Raw genomic sequence first — 19,922 nt, forward strand, 5'->3', positions numbered from 1 at the left:
GACTCCCGGCAAGAGCGTGCCGTGCTCCCCGACACGAGCGCTCCGGCCGGGCGTGGTCTGTGCCGCCAGGACATCCCTCCACCGGCGGCACAGACCACAACCCCAAGGCGCAGAGCAGGAATCGACATCGGCAGCGCCCCGCATCGCTGCCGGTCCGGATCCCGTGCCGCGCCCGAGCCGGTTTCCGCCCCGAAAGAGAACCGGCTGGCAATGCGGGGGCTCGATCACCACGCCCGCCCCGAGCGGATCTCGCCGCGGCTCGATCCGCGTGTGGTGATCGAGTCCCCAGGCAGACGCGTGCTCGTATTCCGCACGCACCCCAGGCCACTCATTGCGGAAAGTCTCGACCTTGTCAGCATCCTGACTTGGCTCGACCGCCTACGACTGCCGCGCCGAATATGCCTACCAATCCGTGCCGAAGCTCCTACGCAACGGCACACCGTCCTATCAGGAGAGTTGTGCATGAACCGTGGAATCAGTGTGGTGTCGCTGAGCGTCGGCAGGCTGCTAGGGCACACGTACGGGCAGAGCCTCGGCGATGCATTGGCCACGGCATCACCGAAGGACCCGGCCACCGTCGCCGCGGTCGTGCGCACCCACCTGCACACCGCCACCGCGATCAGCGACGAGCTGATCCGCCAAGTCGCGGCCGACCTCGCGCTTCCTCCCGGGCAGCTCGCCGATCTGCTGCACACACCACGGCCACTGCTGTTGAATCCGACCGCGCGGGCGCTGATCGCAGGACTCCGCGACGCATGTCCCGACATCCGAGTCGTGGTCTGCTCCAACCTCGCCTCCGCCGACCACGTCCACGCGAACGCGGTGCGCGATGAACTCGGACCGCTGCTGGACGCGGCCTACTTCTCCTGCGAGACCGGCCTGGCCAAAGGCAACGGCCCTGCCATGTTCGAGCACCTCGCTCGGAACCATAGCGTCGAAATCGGCGAGATCGTTCACGTCGGCGACACGCTCCTGGAAGATGTCCAGGCACCGCTGCTGGCCGGAGCACGTGCCTTGTGGGTTCACGCCGACCATGCGCGCACTCCCCGCGTCGCCGGACCGGATCGCTACCGTGCTGTTCCCGACCTGGCCGAGGCGATCCGCGAACTTCGTGAATGGATACCGGAAAGCCAACCTCGTCCCGCGTTACCGGTCCGCGCCGCAGCACTGATCCGCGATGTCCAACAACGCATCTTGCTGGTACGCGGTCCCGACGACGAAGACTTCTCGCTGCCCGGCGGCCGGTGCGAGGCCACCGGATCCGACTCGCCGCCCACCGCGATGGCCCGCGAAGTCCACGAAGAACTTCGGCTGGCGGTCACGCCCGGCAAGCTAGTGTGGGCTGGCTGGTCCGAAGCCGAATCCGCCACCGGTGAAAACAAGATCCACTTCTTGTTCGAGGCGCACATCGTGGGGACCAGCGTCCCGGTTCCGGACGCCAGCGAGGTCGCCGAGATCCGCTGGTCTGGCCACCACGAGGCGCTGCGCCTGCTGCATCCCGCCGAAGCCGACCGGCTGCACCGCATCGGTTGCGACCGCAGCCACGGATGGCAGTACGACACCACCCGGCCACCACGGGCTCAGGGCCCCTAGGTCTTGGTGCCTTACGAAGAAGCTGCACCGGATCGCCTGCGGAGTTCCGTGGAGCTCTGGGCCAACAGGGTTTCGAGCTGTGCGCCAGTGATGGCGGCATCGTGGAGCTGCGCGAAGAAGTCCTCGTAGGCGCGAACGTCGTCGGGCGAATCGAGACGCTGCTGTGCGGTGAGGGACTCGATGAGGACGTGGTCGTCGTAGAGCAGGAAGTTCGTCAGCGGAAACACGGGCATGGCCGCGGTGAACGGCACGACGCCGATGTCGACCTGCGAGTAGCCGAGCAGGGCGAGCAGCCGGTCCAGCTGACCCGCGAGGGTCCGAGGGTCTCCGAAATGGGTGTGCAGGGCGGCCTCACCCATGATGATCCGGATCGGTTCCTGCCGGGGCTGGTAGAGGACTTGCTGCCGTTCCATGCGTTTGCCGACGATCTGGTCGATTTCCTCGTCGGCTACTCCGGCGGAAGCTGGGCCGCAGGGGCGGGTGAGAACTTCACGCGCGTAGGCGGCAGTCTGGAGCAGTCCGGGCATCATCGCGGGCTGGAACTCCGCGATGCGCGCGGAGGCGGCATCTTCGTTCGTGGTCGCCTGCTGCTCGGCGACAGCACCGCCGTGCTGGCGGTAGCGCTGGCCGAAGGTGGCGTACTCGATGCGGGCCGCCTCGGCGAGTTCGAAGAGCTCGTCCAGTTGCTCGGCGGTGGCATCGACAGCCTCGCCCCACCGGCGAAGGTCGTCGTCGGTGGGACGCTGACTGCCTTGCTCGAGCTTCGACACCCGCGTCTGGTGCCAGTCCAGATGACGCGCCAAGGCGCTGCCGGAGGCAAACGCGGTCGCGCGCAGCTCGCGAAGACGTCGAGCGAGCAGTGCTCGCTGCGGCGTGTTCGGGCCCGGCACGCTGGTTCCCTTCTTCTAACGCGAGTCGTACTCGCTCCACGATATTGACTGCGCAATCGCGGCCTCGCGCTGGGCGCACGCATCGGCGATGCACTGCGGATCGGTGGTCGGCTCGGCGCCGAGCCACGCGCCGTCCGGGGAGTAGCGCATGGTCCACAGCCTGCGTGCGTCGATGAGCCAGTAGTCGGCGGCGTGCACGTCGGTCGGCCATTGATCTCCGCGGACGGGAATGATCCGGACGTCCTCCCCCGCTTGAACGTTGGGGGCGTACGAGGCCAGTTCGAACCGTACGTAGTCGGTCAGCGGTTCGGTCACTACGTGCACGCGCTGGAGCCGGCAGCCCTGGCCGACGCGGTGACGGGTGCGTTCGCACCACTGCTGGAGTTCCGCGGTGACCGGGATGCGGCCGGTGCGTCGCCACTCGGCAAAGGCGTCGTCCTCGCTGCTACCGGAGTAGTTCTGCAACGTCTCCAGACGAAACAGCGAATAGCGGAAGGCGGCAAGCTCGTGACGAAGCTGGTCGATGCCCTCGCGCAGGTCTTGCGCGGGCGTCACAGGGCCTTCTCCTGGTAAAGGCGGGCGACCTCGACGAGGATCTCGGGCTTGATCAGGACACCCGACTCGCCCGGGAGCAGATTTTCCATGTTGGCGAAGGTCTCCGGGTCCATCTCGAGGCCCTGGACGGCCATCATGCCGTTCTCGGCGAGGTAGACGCTCTGGCAGCCGGTGGGGTTCGACTCCGGGTCCTTGCAGATCTTGTGCAGGTGCACGACGGCCTCCCGTCTCGTCGGGGCGCGAACGCCACGATCTTCGCTTAGAACGACCTTGACTGTCCATAACCTTGCTGACAACCTCATTCTAACCGCGTTCTAACCTTGATCGTCGTTAGGCGGTGTTCCCGATAGCCGTCGGCGGCTTCCCCTCCCTGCCCACCAGGGCGCAACGACAGCTGGCGTTCAGGGAGCACACGCGCGTGCGGCGAACAGCGGGAAGATCATCGAGAGAAAGGCAGGAAGCCCGGTGAGCACATCTTCCGAACAGGACCCGGACGACTCGCTGGAACCGGCGGCGAGCCCTGCCACCGGGGCGACCCCGATTCAGCCGCCGCGGGCGGCGATGGTGCAGCGGTTGTGGAAGCTCAACGCGCTGCGTTCGGAACGTGTCGCGGAGGTCTTCGCCACGGTCGACAGGCACGTGTTCGCACCGAGTGTGCCGGCGGAAGAGGTCTACGACGCTACGACCGCAGTTCGGACGAAGTGGGACGAGCACGGCAGCGCGATCAGCTCGATCTCCGCTCCGCAGATCCAGGCGTTCATGTTGGAACAAGCGGATGTCCGGCCGGGGATGCGCGTGTTGGAGGTCGGCTCGGGCGGCGTCAACGCCGCCATGCTGGCCGAACTCGTCGGCGACACGGGCACCGTGACCACAATGGACATTGATCCGGAGATCACCGGCCGAGCCCGGAAACTGTTGGATGCGGCGGGATACCCGCAGGTGCACGTGGAGTGCGCGGACGCCGAGCATGGCGTGCCCGCACGAGCACCTTTTGATGTGGCGCTGGTGACGGTCGGCTGCTGGGACCTTCCTGCCGCGTTGATGGACCAGCTTGCCGAGAGCGGACGCGTCGTCGTTCCGCTGCGGATGCGGGGGATTACGCGGTCCCTGTCGTTGCGTCGCGCCGGTGACCACTTGCTGGCGGATTCGGCCGAGGTGTGCGGGTTCGTCAAGGCACAAGGTCTTGGCGCGCACCAGGAAAGAATGTTGCTGCTGCACGGCGACCGGATCGCTCTGCGCTTCGATGACGGCACCGCACCGGCCGATTCGGCCCGGCTGGACGGCGCGTTGGGTACCGACCGCGTTGACGTGTGGTCCGGCATCACCGTGGAAGCGATGGAGCCGTTCGACAGCTTGGGGCTGTGGCTGGCTTCGGTGTTGCCGGGCTCGTGCCGGATCGCGGTCGATCCCGACTACGACCCGGACACCGACAGCGGTCCGGCGATGGTCGTCCCCGAAGGCCGCTGGTTCCCAGACGCCTACGTCAACTCGCACGAGGACTCGTTCGCCTACCTCGCTACCCGGCGCCTCGACGACGGGCTCTTCGAGTTCGGCGCCCACGCCTTCGGCCCGCACGCCGGAGAGGCCGCCGAGGCGATGGTGGAGCAGATCCGCGCGTGGGACCGCGACTATCGCCACGGCCCTGACCCGAGCGTCGCCGTCTGGCCGTACGACGCCCCGGACGAGGCGCTGGAGTCCCCGGATGCCGCTGCGACGACGGTGATCCCGAAGCGGCACACCACCATCACGATCTCCTGGCCGCACCCTTCGGCGTAGCAACCGAGTCGGCCAGGTTCGTTGGAACGGAACGATAAGGAAGGAAACGCATGGCGGCCAACACGACCACGCTGTCCCGCACCGAGGACGTCGACATCAGCGACGATTTCACGCTCGACTTCCAGGTGATCGAGTCCGCGTACCCGCTCGCGAAGTTGAGTTGCGACACCGATGACGGGTGCGGGCAGACCTGCTCCACCAGCGCCTGCAACAGCCAGGCCAACAACCCGTCGTGAACCCTGCCCTCGCCGGGACGCCGAATCCCCGTGGCGCCCCGGCGGGGACGCTCTGTCCGATCCAGGAGGTTTGCGTGGCCACGCCGTGCCTTTTTCGTCACGCCGAGTTCGTACTGGTTCGAGCGAGCACCGACCCGGGAGGACTGAGCCTGCCGCGGCTGGATCTGCACACTGCCGAGGACGCCGAGACGACCGGCCGGGAATGGCTCACCGAGTTATGGGGCCGCGATGTCGTACGCACCGCCTTCGGTGTCGCCAGCCCAGCACTGTGCGAGCAGATCGCCGCCGCAGTCGACGGCGCGAAACTCAACCGCCGATCCTGGCGCCGCTTGCTGGTCTCGACGTGCTCCTACGTCCTGCGCTGGCAGCAGCGCCCCACTCCCTTCGGCCTGTTCGCCGGAGTGACCACCGCAGCTATTGGCGGGTCCACGCACGTCGTCTTCGGCGAGCAGCATCAGCCGCACCGGCAGATCGACCCGAACTGGCTCCACAAGTTGATCAGCGAGCTCGAATCCGATCCCGAGGCGCTGGCGAAAGCATCGCTCGTGGTCAACAACGCGGGCACCGTCCGCGGCGACCGATTCGTCGTCCCCAACCATTTGTCCGGTACCGCTGATGAAAAATCCTCGGCGCAGGTGGCCGCTGGGCTCGATGAGGTCGAACTGGCGCTGCGTCGCACACGCCCGGTCGATGCCGCACTTGCTGCAGCGCGGGTTCCGATCCCGGGACGAATGCTGATCGACCGACTGCACCGTGAATTCCCGTCGGTTCCGCGTGAGCAGGTCACGACTCTGATTAGCGGACTTGTCGCGCACCGCGTGCTCGTGACCAGCCTCCGGGCTCCCGCGTCCTACCCGAAGCCCGCCGAACATGTTCTCGCGCAGCTGGACGATTCCCACCGCGACAGCGACGAGAACGACCGTGTCGGCGATGCTCGCGAGGCTCTGCGCTCCTTCTTCAGCTCGGGCTCGCAGGCGAAATCCACCGTGTCCGAAGCCACGAGCTCGGCTCGCTCGACACCTCCGACCAGTGTGGACGTCTCGCTGGACGGACGGATCACGCTTCCGGAGCCCGTGCTGTGCGAAGCCGAGTCGGCGGCCTCCGTCCTGCTCGAGGTGAGTCCGAGCCCGTTCGGCACTGCACCGCGGCGCGACTACCACCTGCGGTTCCGAGAACGGTACGGCTCCGGTGCGCTGGTCCCGGTACGCGAGTTGGTGTCCGACTCCGGGCTCGGTTTCCCAACCGGTTTCCTCGGCGCGGCCCGCGAACAAGGGGCTCGCTTCCTGACCGATCGCGACGCCGCCCTGCAAGCGATGCTGCAGGAGACCGTCCTCGATGGACGGACCGAACTCGCCTTGTCCGAGGAACTGATCGAGCAACTCTCCGTCGGAGACCACCGCGATCTGACGCCTCCTGAACGCGTCGAGCTGGCGTTCACGATCCACACAACCTCGACCGAGGCCCTGGACCAGGGACGGTTTCAGCTGTGGGTCACCGGGGCTCCGGTGCCGACCTCCAGCATGGCCGGGCGCTTCGCCAGCGTGCTCGACGAGCACGCGCGGCAACGGCTGTCCCGCACCTATCCCCAAGGGGACGAGGTGATGGTCGCCCAACTGTCTTTTGCCCCGCGGCGCATCGCCAATGAAGCCGTCACCCGCACTCCGGACCTGTTGCCGTGGCTGTTGCCCATCGGCGAGCACCCGCCGGAGCTCGGCGCCGACTCAGCTCGGTTACTTCATCTCGACGACCTCGCGGTGACCGCCAGCTCCACCCAGTTCTTCCTCATCCACCGCCCCAGCGGAAAGCCTGTGCACCCCTACGTGCCACACGCCTTGGAAACCACCGTCTACACGCCACCACTGGTGCGTTTCCTCGCCGAACTGCCCACCGCGCGGCGGGCGGTGTTCGGCCCCATCGACTTCGGCGCGAGCCGCACCCTGCGATTCCTGCCCCGCATCCGACACGGCCGCAGCGTGTTGTCCCCGGCGCGGTGGTTGCTACACGTCACCGATCTCCCCGGCGCACGCGCCGCGAGCAGTGAATGGGAGCAAGCCTTGAAAAGGTGGCGCGAGCGCTGGCGAGTTCCCGCCCACGTGCTCCTCGTCGAAGGAGAACAACGCCTCCCGCTCGACCTCGACGAACCGACCCAGCGCAGCCTGCTGCGCGTGCGCCTGAACCGAGCAGGCAAGGCGGAGCTTCGCGAAGCAGGCGATCCCGCACGACGCGGCTGGACGGGACGCGCGTGCGAATTCCTGGTCCCCCTCACCGCTAGCCCGATCCCGCCCGCGCCGCCGGTCAGCCGGAAAGTCGTCGTCCGCGATGACAGCGTCGGCTCGCCCGCCCGAAACGACGGCGCCTTCCCGGGCACTTCATCGCTCGTCTTGTCCACATTGGAAGGACATCCGCAGCGGTTCGACACCATCCTGGCCGACCATCTCCCGAACCTGCACCAGCACCTCGACAACGAGATCCAACGCCTGTGGTTCCGCCGCCACCACGACACCACCCGACCTGACTCGGACCACTCGCTACAGCTATGGCTGAGGCTGACCAGCGCCGACCGCTACGGATCCGCTACGACATGCCTGGCCGAATGGGCCGAAGACCTGCGCGCGTCCGGACTGCTGGCCCAAGTCAGCTTCGAGACCGCCTGGGCACAACCCGGCAAGTACGGCGACCTGTCCGCCGCCGAGTGGGTGTTCGCGACCGATTCCGCAGCCGCACTTGCCGAGATCTCCTGTGCCGAACAGCTTCAGCTTGCTCGAGCTGCGGTGGCTGCGGTGTCGATGGTTGATCTCGCCACAGCCCTCGCATCGGACGCGAAGAAGGGCTGGGAGATGGTGATCGCCAGCCTCCCGCAGCAGACCGGCCCGCTCGACGCTGTTCTGCGCGAGAACGCCCTCCGCTTTGCACGCGACCTACGACAGGATCAGCCAGCCGCCCGCGACGATGTACTGCGCGCGGCATGGGCCGAGCGTCGCGAAGCGCTCGAAACGTACCGAGCGCAGCTCGACCGTCCGCCGGAATCAGTCCTCCGAGCGCTGTTGCACGAACATTTCCGGAGGACCATCGCGGTTTCCCGCGAACAGGAGGAGATCACCAACCGGCTCGCCCGCGCCGTCGCGTTGCAGGCGCTCGCGCTGACCCAACGAGGTGTTGAATGAACCGGCACCACTTCGCCGCGCCCGGCACCACGAAGCACGCCGAACTCCTCAGCGTTCTGGCAACGCCCCTGACCGAACCCGACGCCGGGCAGCCCGAGCTGGCCCAATCGTTGTCCCGCGGAGCCGCCGGCATCGCCCTCTGGCACCTCGAACGCGCCCACCACGATGTCCCCGAAACACGGCCTCTGCTGCACCAGTGGGTGCGCGCCGCGCTAGCTTCGCCGATCAGTTCAGCCGAAACTGCGGGCCTGCACGCAGGTCTGCCCGCGATCACGTTCCTACTGCACCTTGCCGAGCCCGTACTGCCCGAATATCGCCCGGCCATCACCGAGTTCGACCAGCACCTGAGACGGCTCGCCCACCGCCGGGTCGACGCCGCGCTGGAACGCATCCGGCACGGCCTTCCGACTCGTTTCGCCGAGTACGACCTGATGCGCGGGCTGACCGGGATCGGGCACCTGCTGCTGCACCATCAACCAGGCTCCGATGCCCTGGCCCGGGTACTGGACTACCTCGTGCGGCTGACCAAACCGATCACCGCCGACGGGACGACACTGCCGGGATGGTGGGTCGACCACGCACCCGACCAGCTGCTGCCGACACCGGGCGGGCACAGCAACCTCGGCATTGCCCACGGCATCACCGGCCCCCTCGCCGTGCTCGCCCACGCGGCACGGCGCGCGATCACCGTCGATGGCCAATACGACGCGATCGAGCGGATCTGCGCGCACCTCGACCACTGGCAGCAGGACAGCAACGCCGGACCCTGGTGGCCGTATTGGATCGACCACCACGACTACGTCCTCGGGCGCCTCACCAACCACCAGCCGGGACGGCCATCGTGGTGCTACGGCACCCCAGGGATCGCCCGAGCACAACAAGTCGCAGGACTCGCCACCGGCGATACCACTCGGCAACACGTCGCGGAGGAAGCACTGCTGGCCTGCCTCAACGACGCCAGCCAAACTGACCTGATCAGCGACATCGGCCTATGTCACGGATGGGCCGGGCTGTACCTCACGGCAGCTCGAACTGCCCACGAAGCAGCCACCCCGGACCTCGCCGCAATGCTGCCTTCCCTCGCACAGCAACTCGTCCGACACAACGAAGCCACTCCGCCTCCCGAACTCGGCTTGCTCAACGGCGCTACCGGCGTCGCCCTCACCCTTCACGCCGCCAGAACGGGCATCCCGACATCCGGATGGGAACAATGCCTCCTGATCAGCTGAACACCGCGGCAGCGCCGGCCGAGCTCATCGCCACGGCCATCCGCAGCGTGACGGCAGGCGAAATCCTCACCGAAGCCGCCGCAGCCCACGACCTCGATGTCGGCGAGCTCGCTGACGCACTCGACACCTACGACCGGGCCGGACGCGCCGCCGTGTACGACCGCGCGGCAGATGCGACTTGGTGGCAAGCACATCTCGAATTCAGCGCATGGGACCAAGCCGAACTCGTCGCAGCCTCAGCCCTCGCACCACTCCTGAACGCTTGGAGCCGGACCGGCCTCCTCCGGCAATGGTGGTTCATCCGGAAAGCACCGAGCTGGCGCCTCCGCCTGCAACCCGACACCGACCACGATGCGCTGCACACCCACGCCACCACCGAGCTCGACCGCCTTGTCCAACACGGCCACCTCGCCAGCTGGCGCCCGAGCCACTACGAACCCGAAGCCCTCGCATTCGGAGGCCCCACCGGAATCCGCATCGCACACACCCTGTTCAGCGCCGACAGCGCCAACCTCCTCGCCCACCTCCACACCCGACACGTGCCGCTCGGCCGCATTGAACTCTCGATGCTGCTGTGCACCCAGCTCTTCCGCGCCGCGGGACAAGAACAGTTCGAGGCCGCCGACATCTGGCACCGCGTCACCTACCTGCGGCCGCACCCGCAGCACACCAGCACCGACACCGGACACCACACCGACTTGACCCAGCAGCTACGCACGATGCTGACCTACGCTCGACCCACCGGACCGCTCTTCGCCCCCGAAGGCCCCCTCCACGCAGCCCACGACTGGGCACACGCCTTCCACCAAGCCGGACGTGACCTCGCCCGCGCAGCACAAGAATCCAAGCTGCACAGGGGAATCCGACACATCCTCGCCCACCACGTGATCTTCCACTGGAACCGGCTCGGCCTCGACACCAACACCCAGCACGCACTCGCCCACGCCGCGACCTGTGCACTGCTCCCGCTTGAGACCACGCTTTGAACTGGACCTGCAGTGGCAACTCCGCAAAACGGCTCGTCCCGCTACCGCGATTTGTCTGAGACGAGCGACGACGCAGCAGCACCAAGAACGCCCACTCCGAGAGTGCCCTCCAGAACGACGTCGGGCCGGAGAAGCTATGCGTCGTGCAGTGCTTCGCGTACCTTCTGGTGAATACTCTCTAGGAGGATTGTAAGGTCGTTCGCGATCACGTCGACGCCACCGGATTCGACCTCGTATGTGGAACCGACGAGAGCGCCGCCTTGGAGGAGGTAGATCCTTCCATCTGATCGACTCAGGGCGAACAGCCCTCCACCACCGTCGGATCCGATGACGATGATCGAGTCCTCGACAGCGCCCGTGACGCGGGTGGGTTGACCGTCTTTCGCACCGTCGACAACAGCCGTGGCCGATTCGATGAACAGGCCGTTCTGCACGTCGGGAAGTGACACTTCGTGAACTTCCGAGTAGAATTCGAGCAGGCCCGAGGGAGCACCCATCGACGAAAGTTCGGCGATGGCTTCGCTTTCACCGCCTTCTTCCGACCTGGTCACCACATTGTCGTCGGGAGGGTATCCGAATGTGTCCTCGAATCCGCGCATGAGTTCGTCGAGGTCTTGCGACATCGACTGGATCCAGCTATTTAGGCTCTGCCCAGAAATATTCACCGTAGCCCCTATCGATCTGGCTCGTTACGTCTTCGATCTCAGCTCGCGTGGGGTTCGGGTTGAGATCGTGGAACCACTTCCACTGGTTCGTGATTTCCTGGTGGACGTTGGCCCCGCGAGATCCCATCCTACTACCGGGGATCCCGCGCATGTTGGACGGCGCGTCGAAGTCGAAGTCGTGGAACTCCGGGTGGTTCCGGTACTCCTGCGGCACCGCGTGGTGGGCGTCCCAGTCCTTCGGGAGTCGCTGGAATCCGTTCTTGTTCAGCCAGGCGTTGAATCTGCCACGGTAGTTGTCCTTGCTGATGGAGGGGAATTCGGGGTCGCGTCCTGCCGCCTGGCCGCTCTGGTAGGGCGAGAGCCCTACCGGGTCCGATAACCGGAAGGGGTTGTCGACGTACGAGGTCGGGTTCGGCGCCGGTCCCAGTCCAAGCGGGTCCGCGGATGCGTAGTGTCCTGTTTCGGGCGAGTAATGCCGGTGATAGTTGTAGTAGAGTCCACTTTCCTCATCGTGGTACTGGCCGGGGAAGCGCAGCGGCGTAGCGGCGTCGTGTTCCCGTCGACCGGGCACCGTGCCCCACGTTGTCATTCGGCTATGCCAAGCGACCGTGCCGTCATCATCGACCAGCTCCGCGGGGGCGCCCACGAGATCGGCGACAATCAGGTGGAAGCGCTCGTCGATGATTTCTTGGGATGCCTCGCGGAGAGATCCGCGTTCTCGTTGGGTGACCGGGCGGAACGTTCCTGGTTCGTAGTCCCACACCGTCACCGAAGCATTGGCGGCATTCGGGTCTTCCGCGCCTTCATGAGTGTGGGATTGCTCTGCGAGTTGGGCGCCGTCCCAGGCGAACGTGACCTGCTCGGCGATCGAGCCGTCCGCGGCGAGGCGTTGCTTGGCGGTGCGTCGCCCCAAGGCGTCGTAGCGATAGCGCCAGTGGGATCCCTCCGGTGTGGCCACACGCGTAAGCCGGTCATCGGCGTCCCAGGTGTAGCGCCATGTGGCGGGCTTCTGCGACAGGCGCTTCTGCTGCCGCAACACCAGCCGACCTTGCGCGTCGTGTTCGTAGCGGACTTTGCCGGCTCGCCGGATCAGGCTGCCGCTGTATTCGCGCTCGCCCAACGCCTCGGACTCGCTCTCCGGCGCAGGCCACGACGCACTGGTGATGTTGCCCGCTGTGTCGTAGGCGTAGCGTTCACTCCACCCGGAACCGTGCACAGCGGTGACTCGTCCGACGTGGTCGAGGTCGAAGCGACGAGGCCCCGCGATCTGGTCCTCGATGCCGACCAAGTAGCCGTCGGGGCGGTAGGCGTAGGCACGGTGCTGGTTGTGCCTTCCGGTCGTTCCGATCACGGCCTGTGCCGTGAGCTGATGGTTGGCGTCCCATTCCTGGGTCAGCGCCACATTCGCTCCGAGGGACCTGCGAATTTCCCGCCCCGCCGCATCGTGGCTGAACCGCACCGTGCGTCCCCCGGTGTGCAGCGCGAGCGGATTGCTTCCCTCGTCGAAATCCCACACGCTTTCCGCGCCGGACGGAGTGAGTCGTCGGGTGCGCCGTCCCAGCGCGTCGTAGGTCGAGCTGAGCCTGCGGCCGTTCACGGATTCAGCGAGCACACGGCCCAGCGAGTCACGTTCAAAGCGCACCTGTGCGTCGTCGTTGGTTGCTTCCAGCAGCCTTCCGAGGGCGTCATAGCGGAACGACGCCACAGATCCTCCACTGCGGCGTTCGAGGACCTGGCCCAGCGGATCACGGAGGAACGAGGTCGTCTCGCCCGCTCCGTTGGTGCGTGCAACGAGCTCACCGGCGGCGTCGTGCTGGTAGGTGAGGGTCCGTCCGTCGAAGTCGTGCTCGGCGGTGAGGTTGCCCGCGGCGTCGTATTCGTAGCTCCACACCAGGCCGCGCTGGTTCGTGACGCTGACGAGTCGGAGTTCGGTGTCGTAACCGAATTCCAGTCGCGTGCCGTCGGGACGGACTTCGGCCGAGGGCAGTTCGAAGTGCGTGGCTTCGGTGCGGGTGGTCTGACCGAGCGGGTCGATGTGGGTGCGGAGATTGCCCTCGCCGTCGTAGAGCCACCGTTCGGTTGCACCGTCAGGCAGGACGCGCCACGCGGGTTTTCCGTCGACGGTATAGCCGAGCCGGGTCACGCCGCCGACCGGATCGATGCTGGCCACGACGCGGCCGAAACCGTCCCGCTCATACCGGGTCGTCCCGCCGGTCGGCCCAGTAATCGCCGTCGGTAGTCCCGCCGCGTTGGTTTCGACCGTACTGGTATGCCCCAACGTGTCGGTGACAGCAGTGAGATGACCGCGCTCGTTGTAGCCGTAGGTTGTTACCGCGTCCACCGGGTCGATGACCCGGGTGAGGTTGCCAGCGTCGTCGTACTCGTGGCGTTTGAGCGTGCCGTCGGGTGCGGTCATCGTGACTGGCTGCCGCAGTTCGTTGTACTCCACGGAGATCCGGTTGCCGTCCGGTCTGAGGACGGTCGTGACGTTCCCGTTGTCGTCGTACCAGTACCTCGTGGTGCGCCCGAGGGGGTCGGTGCGCGAGGAAAGCCGCCGGTGCTCGTCCCATTCGGACAGCGTCTCGCTGCCCAACGGGGCGACCTCGCGGATGATTTTGCCGTCATCGTTGAGGTGGTATTCGGTCTGATTGCCGAGGGAGTCGATGAGGTAGGTGATCGAGTTGTCGCTGTCGTACGCCAGCGTGCAGCTGAGGAACCCGTCTGCGCCTTCCCCGCGGACGCAGCGGCCTTCGCCGTCGTAGGTGAAGCGGTACGAGCTGCCGACGCGGTCTTTCCAACCGATGATGCGACCGGCGTCGTCGTAGTCGAACCGCATCGGTTGTCCGGATGCGTTGATCACCTCGGTGAGCCGGTCTCCCCGGTAGCGGTAACGCATCAGCGGCACGTCCGCGCCGTTGTCGGCGCCGCACAGATACAGCGCGGTCACGAGACGGTCGGTGCTCTCGATCCGGATCCGGTAGCCACCGCTGTGGCGGACCTCGGTGGGCAGACCGGTGTCGTCGTGGACGAAGTCGATGCGGTGGCCGTTGCGGTCGGTGATCGCCGTGAGCGGCCAGTGCGCGTCGTGCTGCGTGAAGTGCAGGAACCGTCCCTGCTCCACGTCGGTGATCACGTACTCGCCGTCCTCGGTACGGATCAGCGGCCATTGCGGCCCGACACGCGGGAGAACCGTGACCCCGGGCATCGGGTCCGGGTAGGCCAGCGCGAGGGCGTCGTCCGAGGCGAAATACACGCCATCGCCGTCGACTTCCAAGCGCTGGTCCAATGTGGAGGCCCAGCTCGGCCCGAATGCCTGCCCGATGCGGTACGACGACAGGTGGGTCCGGCGCAGCACCAACGGAAGAACGCCGTCGAGCTCGACGTCAGTCTGCGTCTGCAGCATTCGCCCGCTGTTGACGTCGATCGGGTCTCCGCCCGTGGTCAGGGATTTCGTCTCGTCCGTGTGGCTGGCGAGGTCGCCGCCGTGCTTGGTGCCTCGCGCGTTCTTGGCGACCTTGGACAGGCCCCCGACCACTTTGCTGCCGAGTTTGGCTACCTTGCCGAACGGTATGACCGTTAAGGCGGTGTCGACGAGTATCGAGGTGAGACTGCCTTCGCCGGTGGCGGCGTAGATCCCGGCGTCGATGGCCAGCGCGGCGCCGCCGGTGATGCCGGCGGCGATGAGGAAGGCGCCGCCGACGGCGTTGCCGACCACCGGGATCGCCTGCAACACCACACCGATCACCGCGAGCGCGCCCGAGACGACCTTCAGCGCCGAGGAGATCTCCTTGAGCACGTCCTTGTTCTCGCGGATGAAGTCCTGACCCTGCCCGATGAGGTCGTAGCCGGCCGGGGGCTCTTTGAACCGCATCCCCTTGGCGTCGTTAATGCGATTCGTGCATTCGCGGGCCGCGGCGGTCATCTCCGTGCGCAGACCATTCGCCTTGTCCACGCAGTCCTGCCACGCCGCCCGCGCCGACGACAACGCCGCCGACGCATCCCCCGCATCCGACTCATACGCAGCACCCGGCGGCGGCGCGTGTCCGGCCGGAGCATGGGCCTGTGCGTCACGGACCTTGTCCGCATGAGCACGGTCCGCACTCTCCGCCCGCTCGACACGCCCCTCGCTGGCCTTGAGCTGCTCCCACAAGCCGGGCGCCTGATGCGCCAGCGGTCGCATCTTGCCCTGCAGCTCCGACAACCGCGACGAGAAGGTGTTCAGCGCCGTGCCGACCTGGCTGAAGGCCGTGCCGGTCACCCGCAGGTCCGGCGGCAGCTCCGAATCGATCTTGTCCCGGAACTGCTCCGCCTCCGGACCCTGGAACTCGCCGGTATCCATGCCGGTGATCCGCTCCGCCGCGTGCGACGCGGACCCGCCGAAACGGTCATACCGGCGGGCCGAACCCGCGATCGCTTCCGGTGATCCACCCAGCGAGAACAAGTGCTCCGGAAAATCCGCCATCGCGACCCCCACATCACCAGGGCTCATGTCCGCGGTGGTGTGCGCCAACACCTCTGCACGGCCGACACCGCGACGAGCAGCACTCAAGCGCGACCACTACCCATGATCACGACAGACCGCTGAAAGTTTACGACACCGGCTCGCCCCGTAGAGACCGAACGAAGAATCCCGCCCTCCGGAAGCTGACACCGACTGCGCCGACGAGTTCGCGTTGGTGCAGTCCGGGGAATACCGCCGCGGAGCTGGCCAGAGGCTCGTTAGTCCTACTTGTCGATGTGTTCGCTCAGTTCGACCGCTCGGGGATCGTGCAAGTGGTCGGCCAGCGCGGCGGCCTGCTGCCATGAGTCGCCCGCGAGATCGTGCTCGCCGCGAGCGTGAGCGAGGTGCGCAGCAGCGTCCAAGATCCCGATCAGTGACCACTCGTCGCTGGCGTTCTCGGCGATCTGGTGGCCAGCGGTAAGTGCGGCTTCGGCCTCCTCATAACGGCGCTGTTGGGTACGCAACCGCCCACGGGTTTCGTGGAAGGCGGCAAGCAACGTCGGATCGACCTCGTGGTCCGGCAGGGCGTTCTCGGCGTGCTCGAGCGCCTGGTCGCAGCCCTCCAGATCACCTGCGGCAAGCCGACCACCGGCACGGAACACCCATGCCAGTGTCGGCCCGTTGGGCACCTCGGCACGCTGGTGTGCCGCGATGGCCTCGGACAGAACCGCGTCGGCGTGGGCGGCATCAGCACCGGAGACGACCAGCCAGCGGGCCAGGGTCAGCAAGCTCCAGCCCAGGCCAGCATCGTCGGCGACCTGCCGGCGATGCTCGACCGCGACCTCGGCGAAGGTGATGGCCTGCTCGACCGCTCCGAGTTCACCGCAGATGGTGGCGCGGACGTGGGCGGCCCAGCCTTGCCCGTGGTGATCGGTCTCCGGCAGTTCCCGCGCGACTTCCGCGGCGAGTTGGTCCCACAGCGACCACTGTTTGCGCAGCAGCGCGTAGTCCAACACCGCGCCGAGAAGGCGCCAAGCCCAGGTGTGTTCGCCGCGGCGCAGTGCGGTGCGCACGTGGATCGACCACACGGTCCATAGGTGATCGCACCAAGCCAGCAGGGCCGTGCGGTCCGTGGTGGGCAGAGAGACCTCGAACTCGGGAGCCGGGATCTGCGGAGCGATCTGCCGGCCTGGGGCCAGCACGTCGCCGGCCGCGGCGAAGCTGGCCGCCAGCCACGCCAGGGCGCGTCCCACGCCCGCGGTCAGCCCGTCGGGCTCGTCCTCGGCAGGCTCGGTACGCGCCCACGCCAGGTGCAGGTCGAGGAAGTGGTAACCGGCGCCGGAGGGATTCAGCAGCGAAGCGTCTACGGCCGCGTCCAGCAGCCGCCGTGCCTCGGCTTGGCGCAGTCCCAGCAAGGCGGCCGCGGTCGGCAGCGGCACAGTTGGACCGAGCTGCGCAGCCCAGCGCCAGGCGCGTTGCACGTCGGGCGGCAGGGACGTGTAGGAAGCGTGGATCGTTGCCCAGAGCGGATCAGCAGGGTGGAGCAGATCGTCAGCCATGCTGGTGATTGTCGCGCGCAACGCCGGTTCGTTGAGGCCGTTATGGCGAGCTAGGGCTGCACCAACACCCGCAAGAACCAACGGCACCCCACCGGATGCGCCCGCGAGTGGGGCGACGTGGTCAGGGGATAGACCGCTGCGACGCACCAGCACCCGCACGCACGCCTCGGACTCGAGCGGGCCGAGATGCACTCGCAGCACCGAATCGTCATCGGCTCGATGCCCACCCACACCGCGATCTCTGCTGGTCACGATGGTGATCCCCTCTGGGTGCGGCAAGCCGATCTCAGCGGCTTCCTCGCGATGCCCGGCGTCCAGGTTGTCGGCGACCACCAGCAGCTGCCGTTGGAGCGTCGCCTCGCGGTAAACCGCGCGCACCTGTCCCGGATCACCGCCGGGGTCCGCACCCAACGCGCGGCACCACGACGCCACCACCGCCGTAATCTCCGCACCCGGCACATTCGGCGTCCAGCCGCGAAAGTCACCGAACAACTGGCCATGCGGCACCAGCTCGTCCTCGATCAAGCGGTGCCCGAGTTCGATGGCCAGCGCGGTTTTCCCGATGCCGCCCGGCCCGGTGATGATCAGCGCCGGGCGCGGTCGGGATCGGCACCACGCCAACGCCTCCTCAACCACCTCGCAGCGCCCGGTGATCCAGGAGCGCCGTGGGAGCTGCGAGGGCACCAACGACGGGCCGTGCCCGGCCAACCGCCGATGCACATCAACGAGACCCGGATCGCCCAACACCCGGGCGAAGATCTCAGCGGTCTTCGCGCTCGTGCGGCGCGTGCCGCGCACGGCGTGCGAGACGGTGCCGATGTTGATGTCGGCCTTGCGCGCGAGCGTGCGCGTTGACCATCCCCGCTCGGCCATGCGCTGAGTCAGGCGCTGCCGGAACTCCTCCACGGCCCGAGCGTGAACCAGTTGTCATCGGCGAGCACACGTCGCTGCTAGCCCAAATAGGTGAACCTCGGGGGATTGCCGCAACCGCAATCCCCGGCAAAGCTGCCGATCAGCATCGGCAGCTCAGCACGGTGCCGACATGGACACAGCAATCGATACCCCAGCGGGACACCGGCCCGCGAAAACCCCGCCGCTCGGATTCCTGCTCGCCTGGGAGGCAGGCTCGGACACCGCCGCCGTTTCGCCGGTCCAACGCGACGGCGCACTCGGCTACCCGCGATTCGTGGTCCTCGGGAAGGCGACCCTGCACCGCTTGTCCGACCACGCGACCAGCACCCCCGTAGGCGTACTGCGGCTGCACCTCCGGTCCGCACCGACCGCGCTGGAGGTGGTGACGCCGTGAGCACGACCACCCGCCGCGTCCGGACGACGTTCCTCGGCGGCGCCGCCTTCGTCGCGGCACTGCTAATGGCCGCTGCGGGCCCGCCCGCCAGCGGCGACACATTCGGCTGCGTGGCCACCCTGGACCTCCCAGATGAGGCGGTCCGGGCAGACAACCAGTGCCCTAGCACGGAAATCTGGGTCGGCATCGACCGGTTCGGCGTCGACGGGCCCTGCGTGCCGATCCGCGGAGTGTTCACCGGCGACTCGCGCTACGGCACTCACGTGATCTGGAATCGGCAGCAGGCGAACGGCGGCCACGCGCGCGACGTGTACGAGTGCCCTCCGCCGGGTGCGGAGCGCGCGATAGCGCGCCACCCCTGACGCCTGAGTGCTGACGATTCGTCTGACACCGCGGCATCGGCTTGGCTTTCCCGGAGTGACCCTGCCGAGGCGCCCATCACGGGTGGGTTCACATGCCGCACCCACCGCACAGGCGTTGACCGCCTCCGAAGTTGATCAGAAGGCAACACCTATGCCTAGGAGTACTCATGAGCCAAGACGTGGCATGGCCGACGTTCCCACTGGGGCTGTTGGGATTCGAGAACTACGAACTTCGTCGCCAGATCGAGTTCTGGCGGGATTACACCGCCGAGTTGGAGCGGGAGTTGGCGCGGGTGAGTTCCCAGGCATGGGACACCGTGGCCGAGGTTCCTCTCCGGGCCGTATGGGAATCCATTGTGGATGCCCGTCTGGCCGAAGAACCCGACCGTACTGCGGTGGTTTGGGCCGATCTCGACCAGTTCAAGCAGCTGAACGACCGGTACGGACACCTGGCCGGGGACGCAGTTCTGCGTGAAGTGGCGCGGCGCTTGGAAGAAGCCTTCGCCGCCCATGCTCCGGTGGTGACCCGTCTCGGAGGAGATGAGTTCGGCGTTGTGGTCCGCGATCTCGATCCGGAAGCCGATCTCGCGCGGTTCGCCGCGTTGATGGACGAGCCGGTCTTGCTGCCGCATGGCCGCTCGGTGCGCGTTGCTGCCTCGGTGGGCTTCGCCCGCGCCAGCGAACTTGTACCCGGCGCCAGCAGAGACGAGCTGTTGCGGCGTGCGGACGCGGGTGCGTATGCCCACAAATCCCACCACCTACCGGGCGCACCGAGTCCGCGTTCCCGCAAGCGCGTCGCGGCGACTGACGTGTTGGGAGCGGTGCAATGAACCGCAGAGAGAGAACGGGCTTCGGGCATGGGCACGATGCTGTGCGGCCTGGTCGCCGCTCCGTTGGTGACGATCGGGCTGATGCCGTGGCTGCCGCGATGGACCTGGTGGATGCCCGGGCTGGTGGGCGGTGGGTTGGCGGTGCTGTCCGCGGCGGTGCAGGCGCGGTTCGGTTCGGACCCAGTGTGGGCGGCGTGGTGGTGGCTAGCTGTATGAGGCCATGACGTTGGTGACGCCGGTGGAGAGCCGGGATGCTGGTGGCTGATCTCCGGCGGCAGTGTGTGGCCGATGGTAGTTGTAGTGCACGTTCCAGACCGCCAGAGCCGCGGT

The 19,922-nt window shown here is 67.1% G+C and carries 16 protein-coding genes and 1 pseudogene; 10 read left to right on the forward strand and 7 right to left on the reverse strand.

The window, feature by feature from the left end:
- Positions 1–21: 21 nt before the first annotated feature.
- Entirely contained in the window at positions 22–1,593 is a 1,572-nt protein-coding gene (locus INP57_RS30450; protein WP_200073134.1) for an NUDIX domain-containing protein, read from the forward strand.
- 11 nt (positions 1,594–1,604) lie between these two features.
- Here the strand turns inward: INP57_RS30450 and INP57_RS26800 are convergent, their stop codons facing one another.
- Genes INP57_RS26800 through INP57_RS26810 form a run of 3 tightly spaced genes read right to left on the reverse strand, consistent with a single transcriptional unit; the run spans position 1,605 to position 3,253 of the window.
- Entirely contained in the window at positions 1,605–2,483 is an 879-nt protein-coding gene (locus INP57_RS26800; protein ID WP_200073135.1) for a helix-turn-helix domain-containing protein, read from the reverse strand.
- A gap of 15 nt (positions 2,484–2,498) precedes the next feature.
- Complete coding sequence (locus INP57_RS26805; RefSeq protein ID WP_200073136.1) at positions 2,499–3,038, reverse strand: DUF6879 family protein; 540 nt, start codon at positions 3,036–3,038, stop codon at positions 2,499–2,501.
- Positions 3,035–3,253, reverse strand: a complete 219-nt coding sequence (locus INP57_RS26810; RefSeq protein ID WP_200073137.1) for a hypothetical protein — start codon at positions 3,251–3,253, stop codon at positions 3,035–3,037. Before INP57_RS26810 ends, INP57_RS26805 begins: the two co-directional genes overlap by 4 nt.
- Before the next feature lie 250 nt (positions 3,254–3,503).
- On the opposite strand from INP57_RS26810, the gene fxlM reads away from it, so the two are divergent.
- From fxlM to INP57_RS26835, 5 genes are all read left to right on the forward strand, one after another.
- Positions 3,504–4,814, forward strand: coding sequence for a methyltransferase, FxLD system (gene fxlM, locus INP57_RS26815; protein WP_307850304.1), 1,311 nt, complete (start codon positions 3,504–3,506; stop codon positions 4,812–4,814).
- 50 nt (positions 4,815–4,864) lie between these two features.
- Positions 4,865–5,050: an FxLD family lanthipeptide gene (locus INP57_RS26820; RefSeq protein WP_200073138.1), complete on the forward strand. Its 186-nt coding sequence runs from the start codon at positions 4,865–4,867 to the stop codon at positions 5,048–5,050.
- Positions 5,051–5,124: 74 nt separating this feature from the next.
- On the forward strand, positions 5,125–8,214 hold the full coding sequence (locus INP57_RS26825) for a lantibiotic dehydratase (RefSeq protein WP_200073139.1): 3,090 nt from the start codon (positions 5,125–5,127) through the stop codon (positions 8,212–8,214).
- On the forward strand, positions 8,211–9,443 hold the full coding sequence (locus INP57_RS26830; protein WP_200073140.1) for a lanthionine synthetase C family protein: 1,233 nt from the start codon (positions 8,211–8,213) through the stop codon (positions 9,441–9,443). The genes INP57_RS26825 and INP57_RS26830 overlap by 4 nt, the downstream gene beginning before the upstream one ends.
- Positions 9,425–10,429 carry a thiopeptide-type bacteriocin biosynthesis protein gene (locus INP57_RS26835; protein ID WP_200073141.1) on the forward strand — a complete coding sequence of 335 codons (1,005 nt, stop codon included), beginning with the start codon at positions 9,425–9,427 and terminating at the stop codon, positions 10,427–10,429. The genes INP57_RS26830 and INP57_RS26835 overlap by 19 nt, the downstream gene beginning before the upstream one ends.
- Before the next feature lie 134 nt (positions 10,430–10,563).
- Here INP57_RS26835 and INP57_RS26840 read toward each other — a convergent pair whose 3' ends face one another.
- The 3 genes from INP57_RS26840 to INP57_RS26850 all read right to left on the reverse strand — a co-directional run bounded on the left by INP57_RS26840 (position 10,564) and on the right by INP57_RS26850 (position 17,619).
- The gene (locus tag INP57_RS26840) at positions 10,564–11,052 is read right to left on the reverse strand and encodes a hypothetical protein (RefSeq protein ID WP_200073142.1); all 489 of its coding nucleotides are present in this window, start codon (positions 11,050–11,052) and stop codon (positions 10,564–10,566) included.
- Positions 11,053–11,065: 13 nt separating this feature from the next.
- Positions 11,066–15,583: an RHS repeat-associated core domain-containing protein gene (locus INP57_RS26845; RefSeq protein WP_233628340.1), complete on the reverse strand. Its 4,518-nt coding sequence runs from the start codon at positions 15,581–15,583 to the stop codon at positions 11,066–11,068.
- A gap of 236 nt (positions 15,584–15,819) precedes the next feature.
- Complete coding sequence (locus INP57_RS26850; protein WP_200073143.1) at positions 15,820–17,619, reverse strand: tetratricopeptide repeat protein; 1,800 nt, start codon at positions 17,617–17,619, stop codon at positions 15,820–15,822.
- 517 nt (positions 17,620–18,136) lie between these two features.
- Here INP57_RS26850 and INP57_RS26855 point away from each other — a divergent pair.
- The 4 genes from INP57_RS26855 to INP57_RS26870 all read left to right on the forward strand — a co-directional run bounded on the left by INP57_RS26855 (position 18,137) and on the right by INP57_RS26870 (position 19,808).
- Entirely contained in the window at positions 18,137–18,400 is a 264-nt protein-coding gene (locus tag INP57_RS26855; RefSeq protein WP_200073144.1) for a hypothetical protein, read from the forward strand.
- Positions 18,397–18,762 (forward strand): hypothetical protein, encoded by a 366-nt coding sequence (locus INP57_RS26860; RefSeq protein ID WP_200073145.1) that lies wholly within the window; start codon positions 18,397–18,399, stop codon positions 18,760–18,762. Before INP57_RS26855 ends, INP57_RS26860 begins: the two co-directional genes overlap by 4 nt.
- Before the next feature lie 167 nt (positions 18,763–18,929).
- A complete protein-coding gene (locus INP57_RS26865; RefSeq protein WP_200073146.1) occupies positions 18,930–19,592 on the forward strand; it encodes a GGDEF domain-containing protein in 663 nt (220 codons plus the stop codon).
- Positions 19,593–19,619: 27 nt separating this feature from the next.
- Entirely contained in the window at positions 19,620–19,808 is a 189-nt protein-coding gene (locus INP57_RS26870) for a hypothetical protein (RefSeq protein WP_200073147.1), read from the forward strand.
- Here INP57_RS26870 and INP57_RS26875 read toward each other — a convergent pair.
- Positions 19,797–19,922, reverse strand: a pseudogene (locus INP57_RS26875) (IS481 family transposase); the annotation flags it as partial. The gene INP57_RS26870 and the pseudogene INP57_RS26875 sit on opposite strands and share 12 nt — an antisense overlap.

This window comes from Saccharopolyspora galaxeae, from assembly GCF_016526145.1.
GTDB lineage: Bacteria > Actinomycetota > Actinomycetes > Mycobacteriales > Pseudonocardiaceae > Saccharopolyspora_C > Saccharopolyspora_C galaxeae.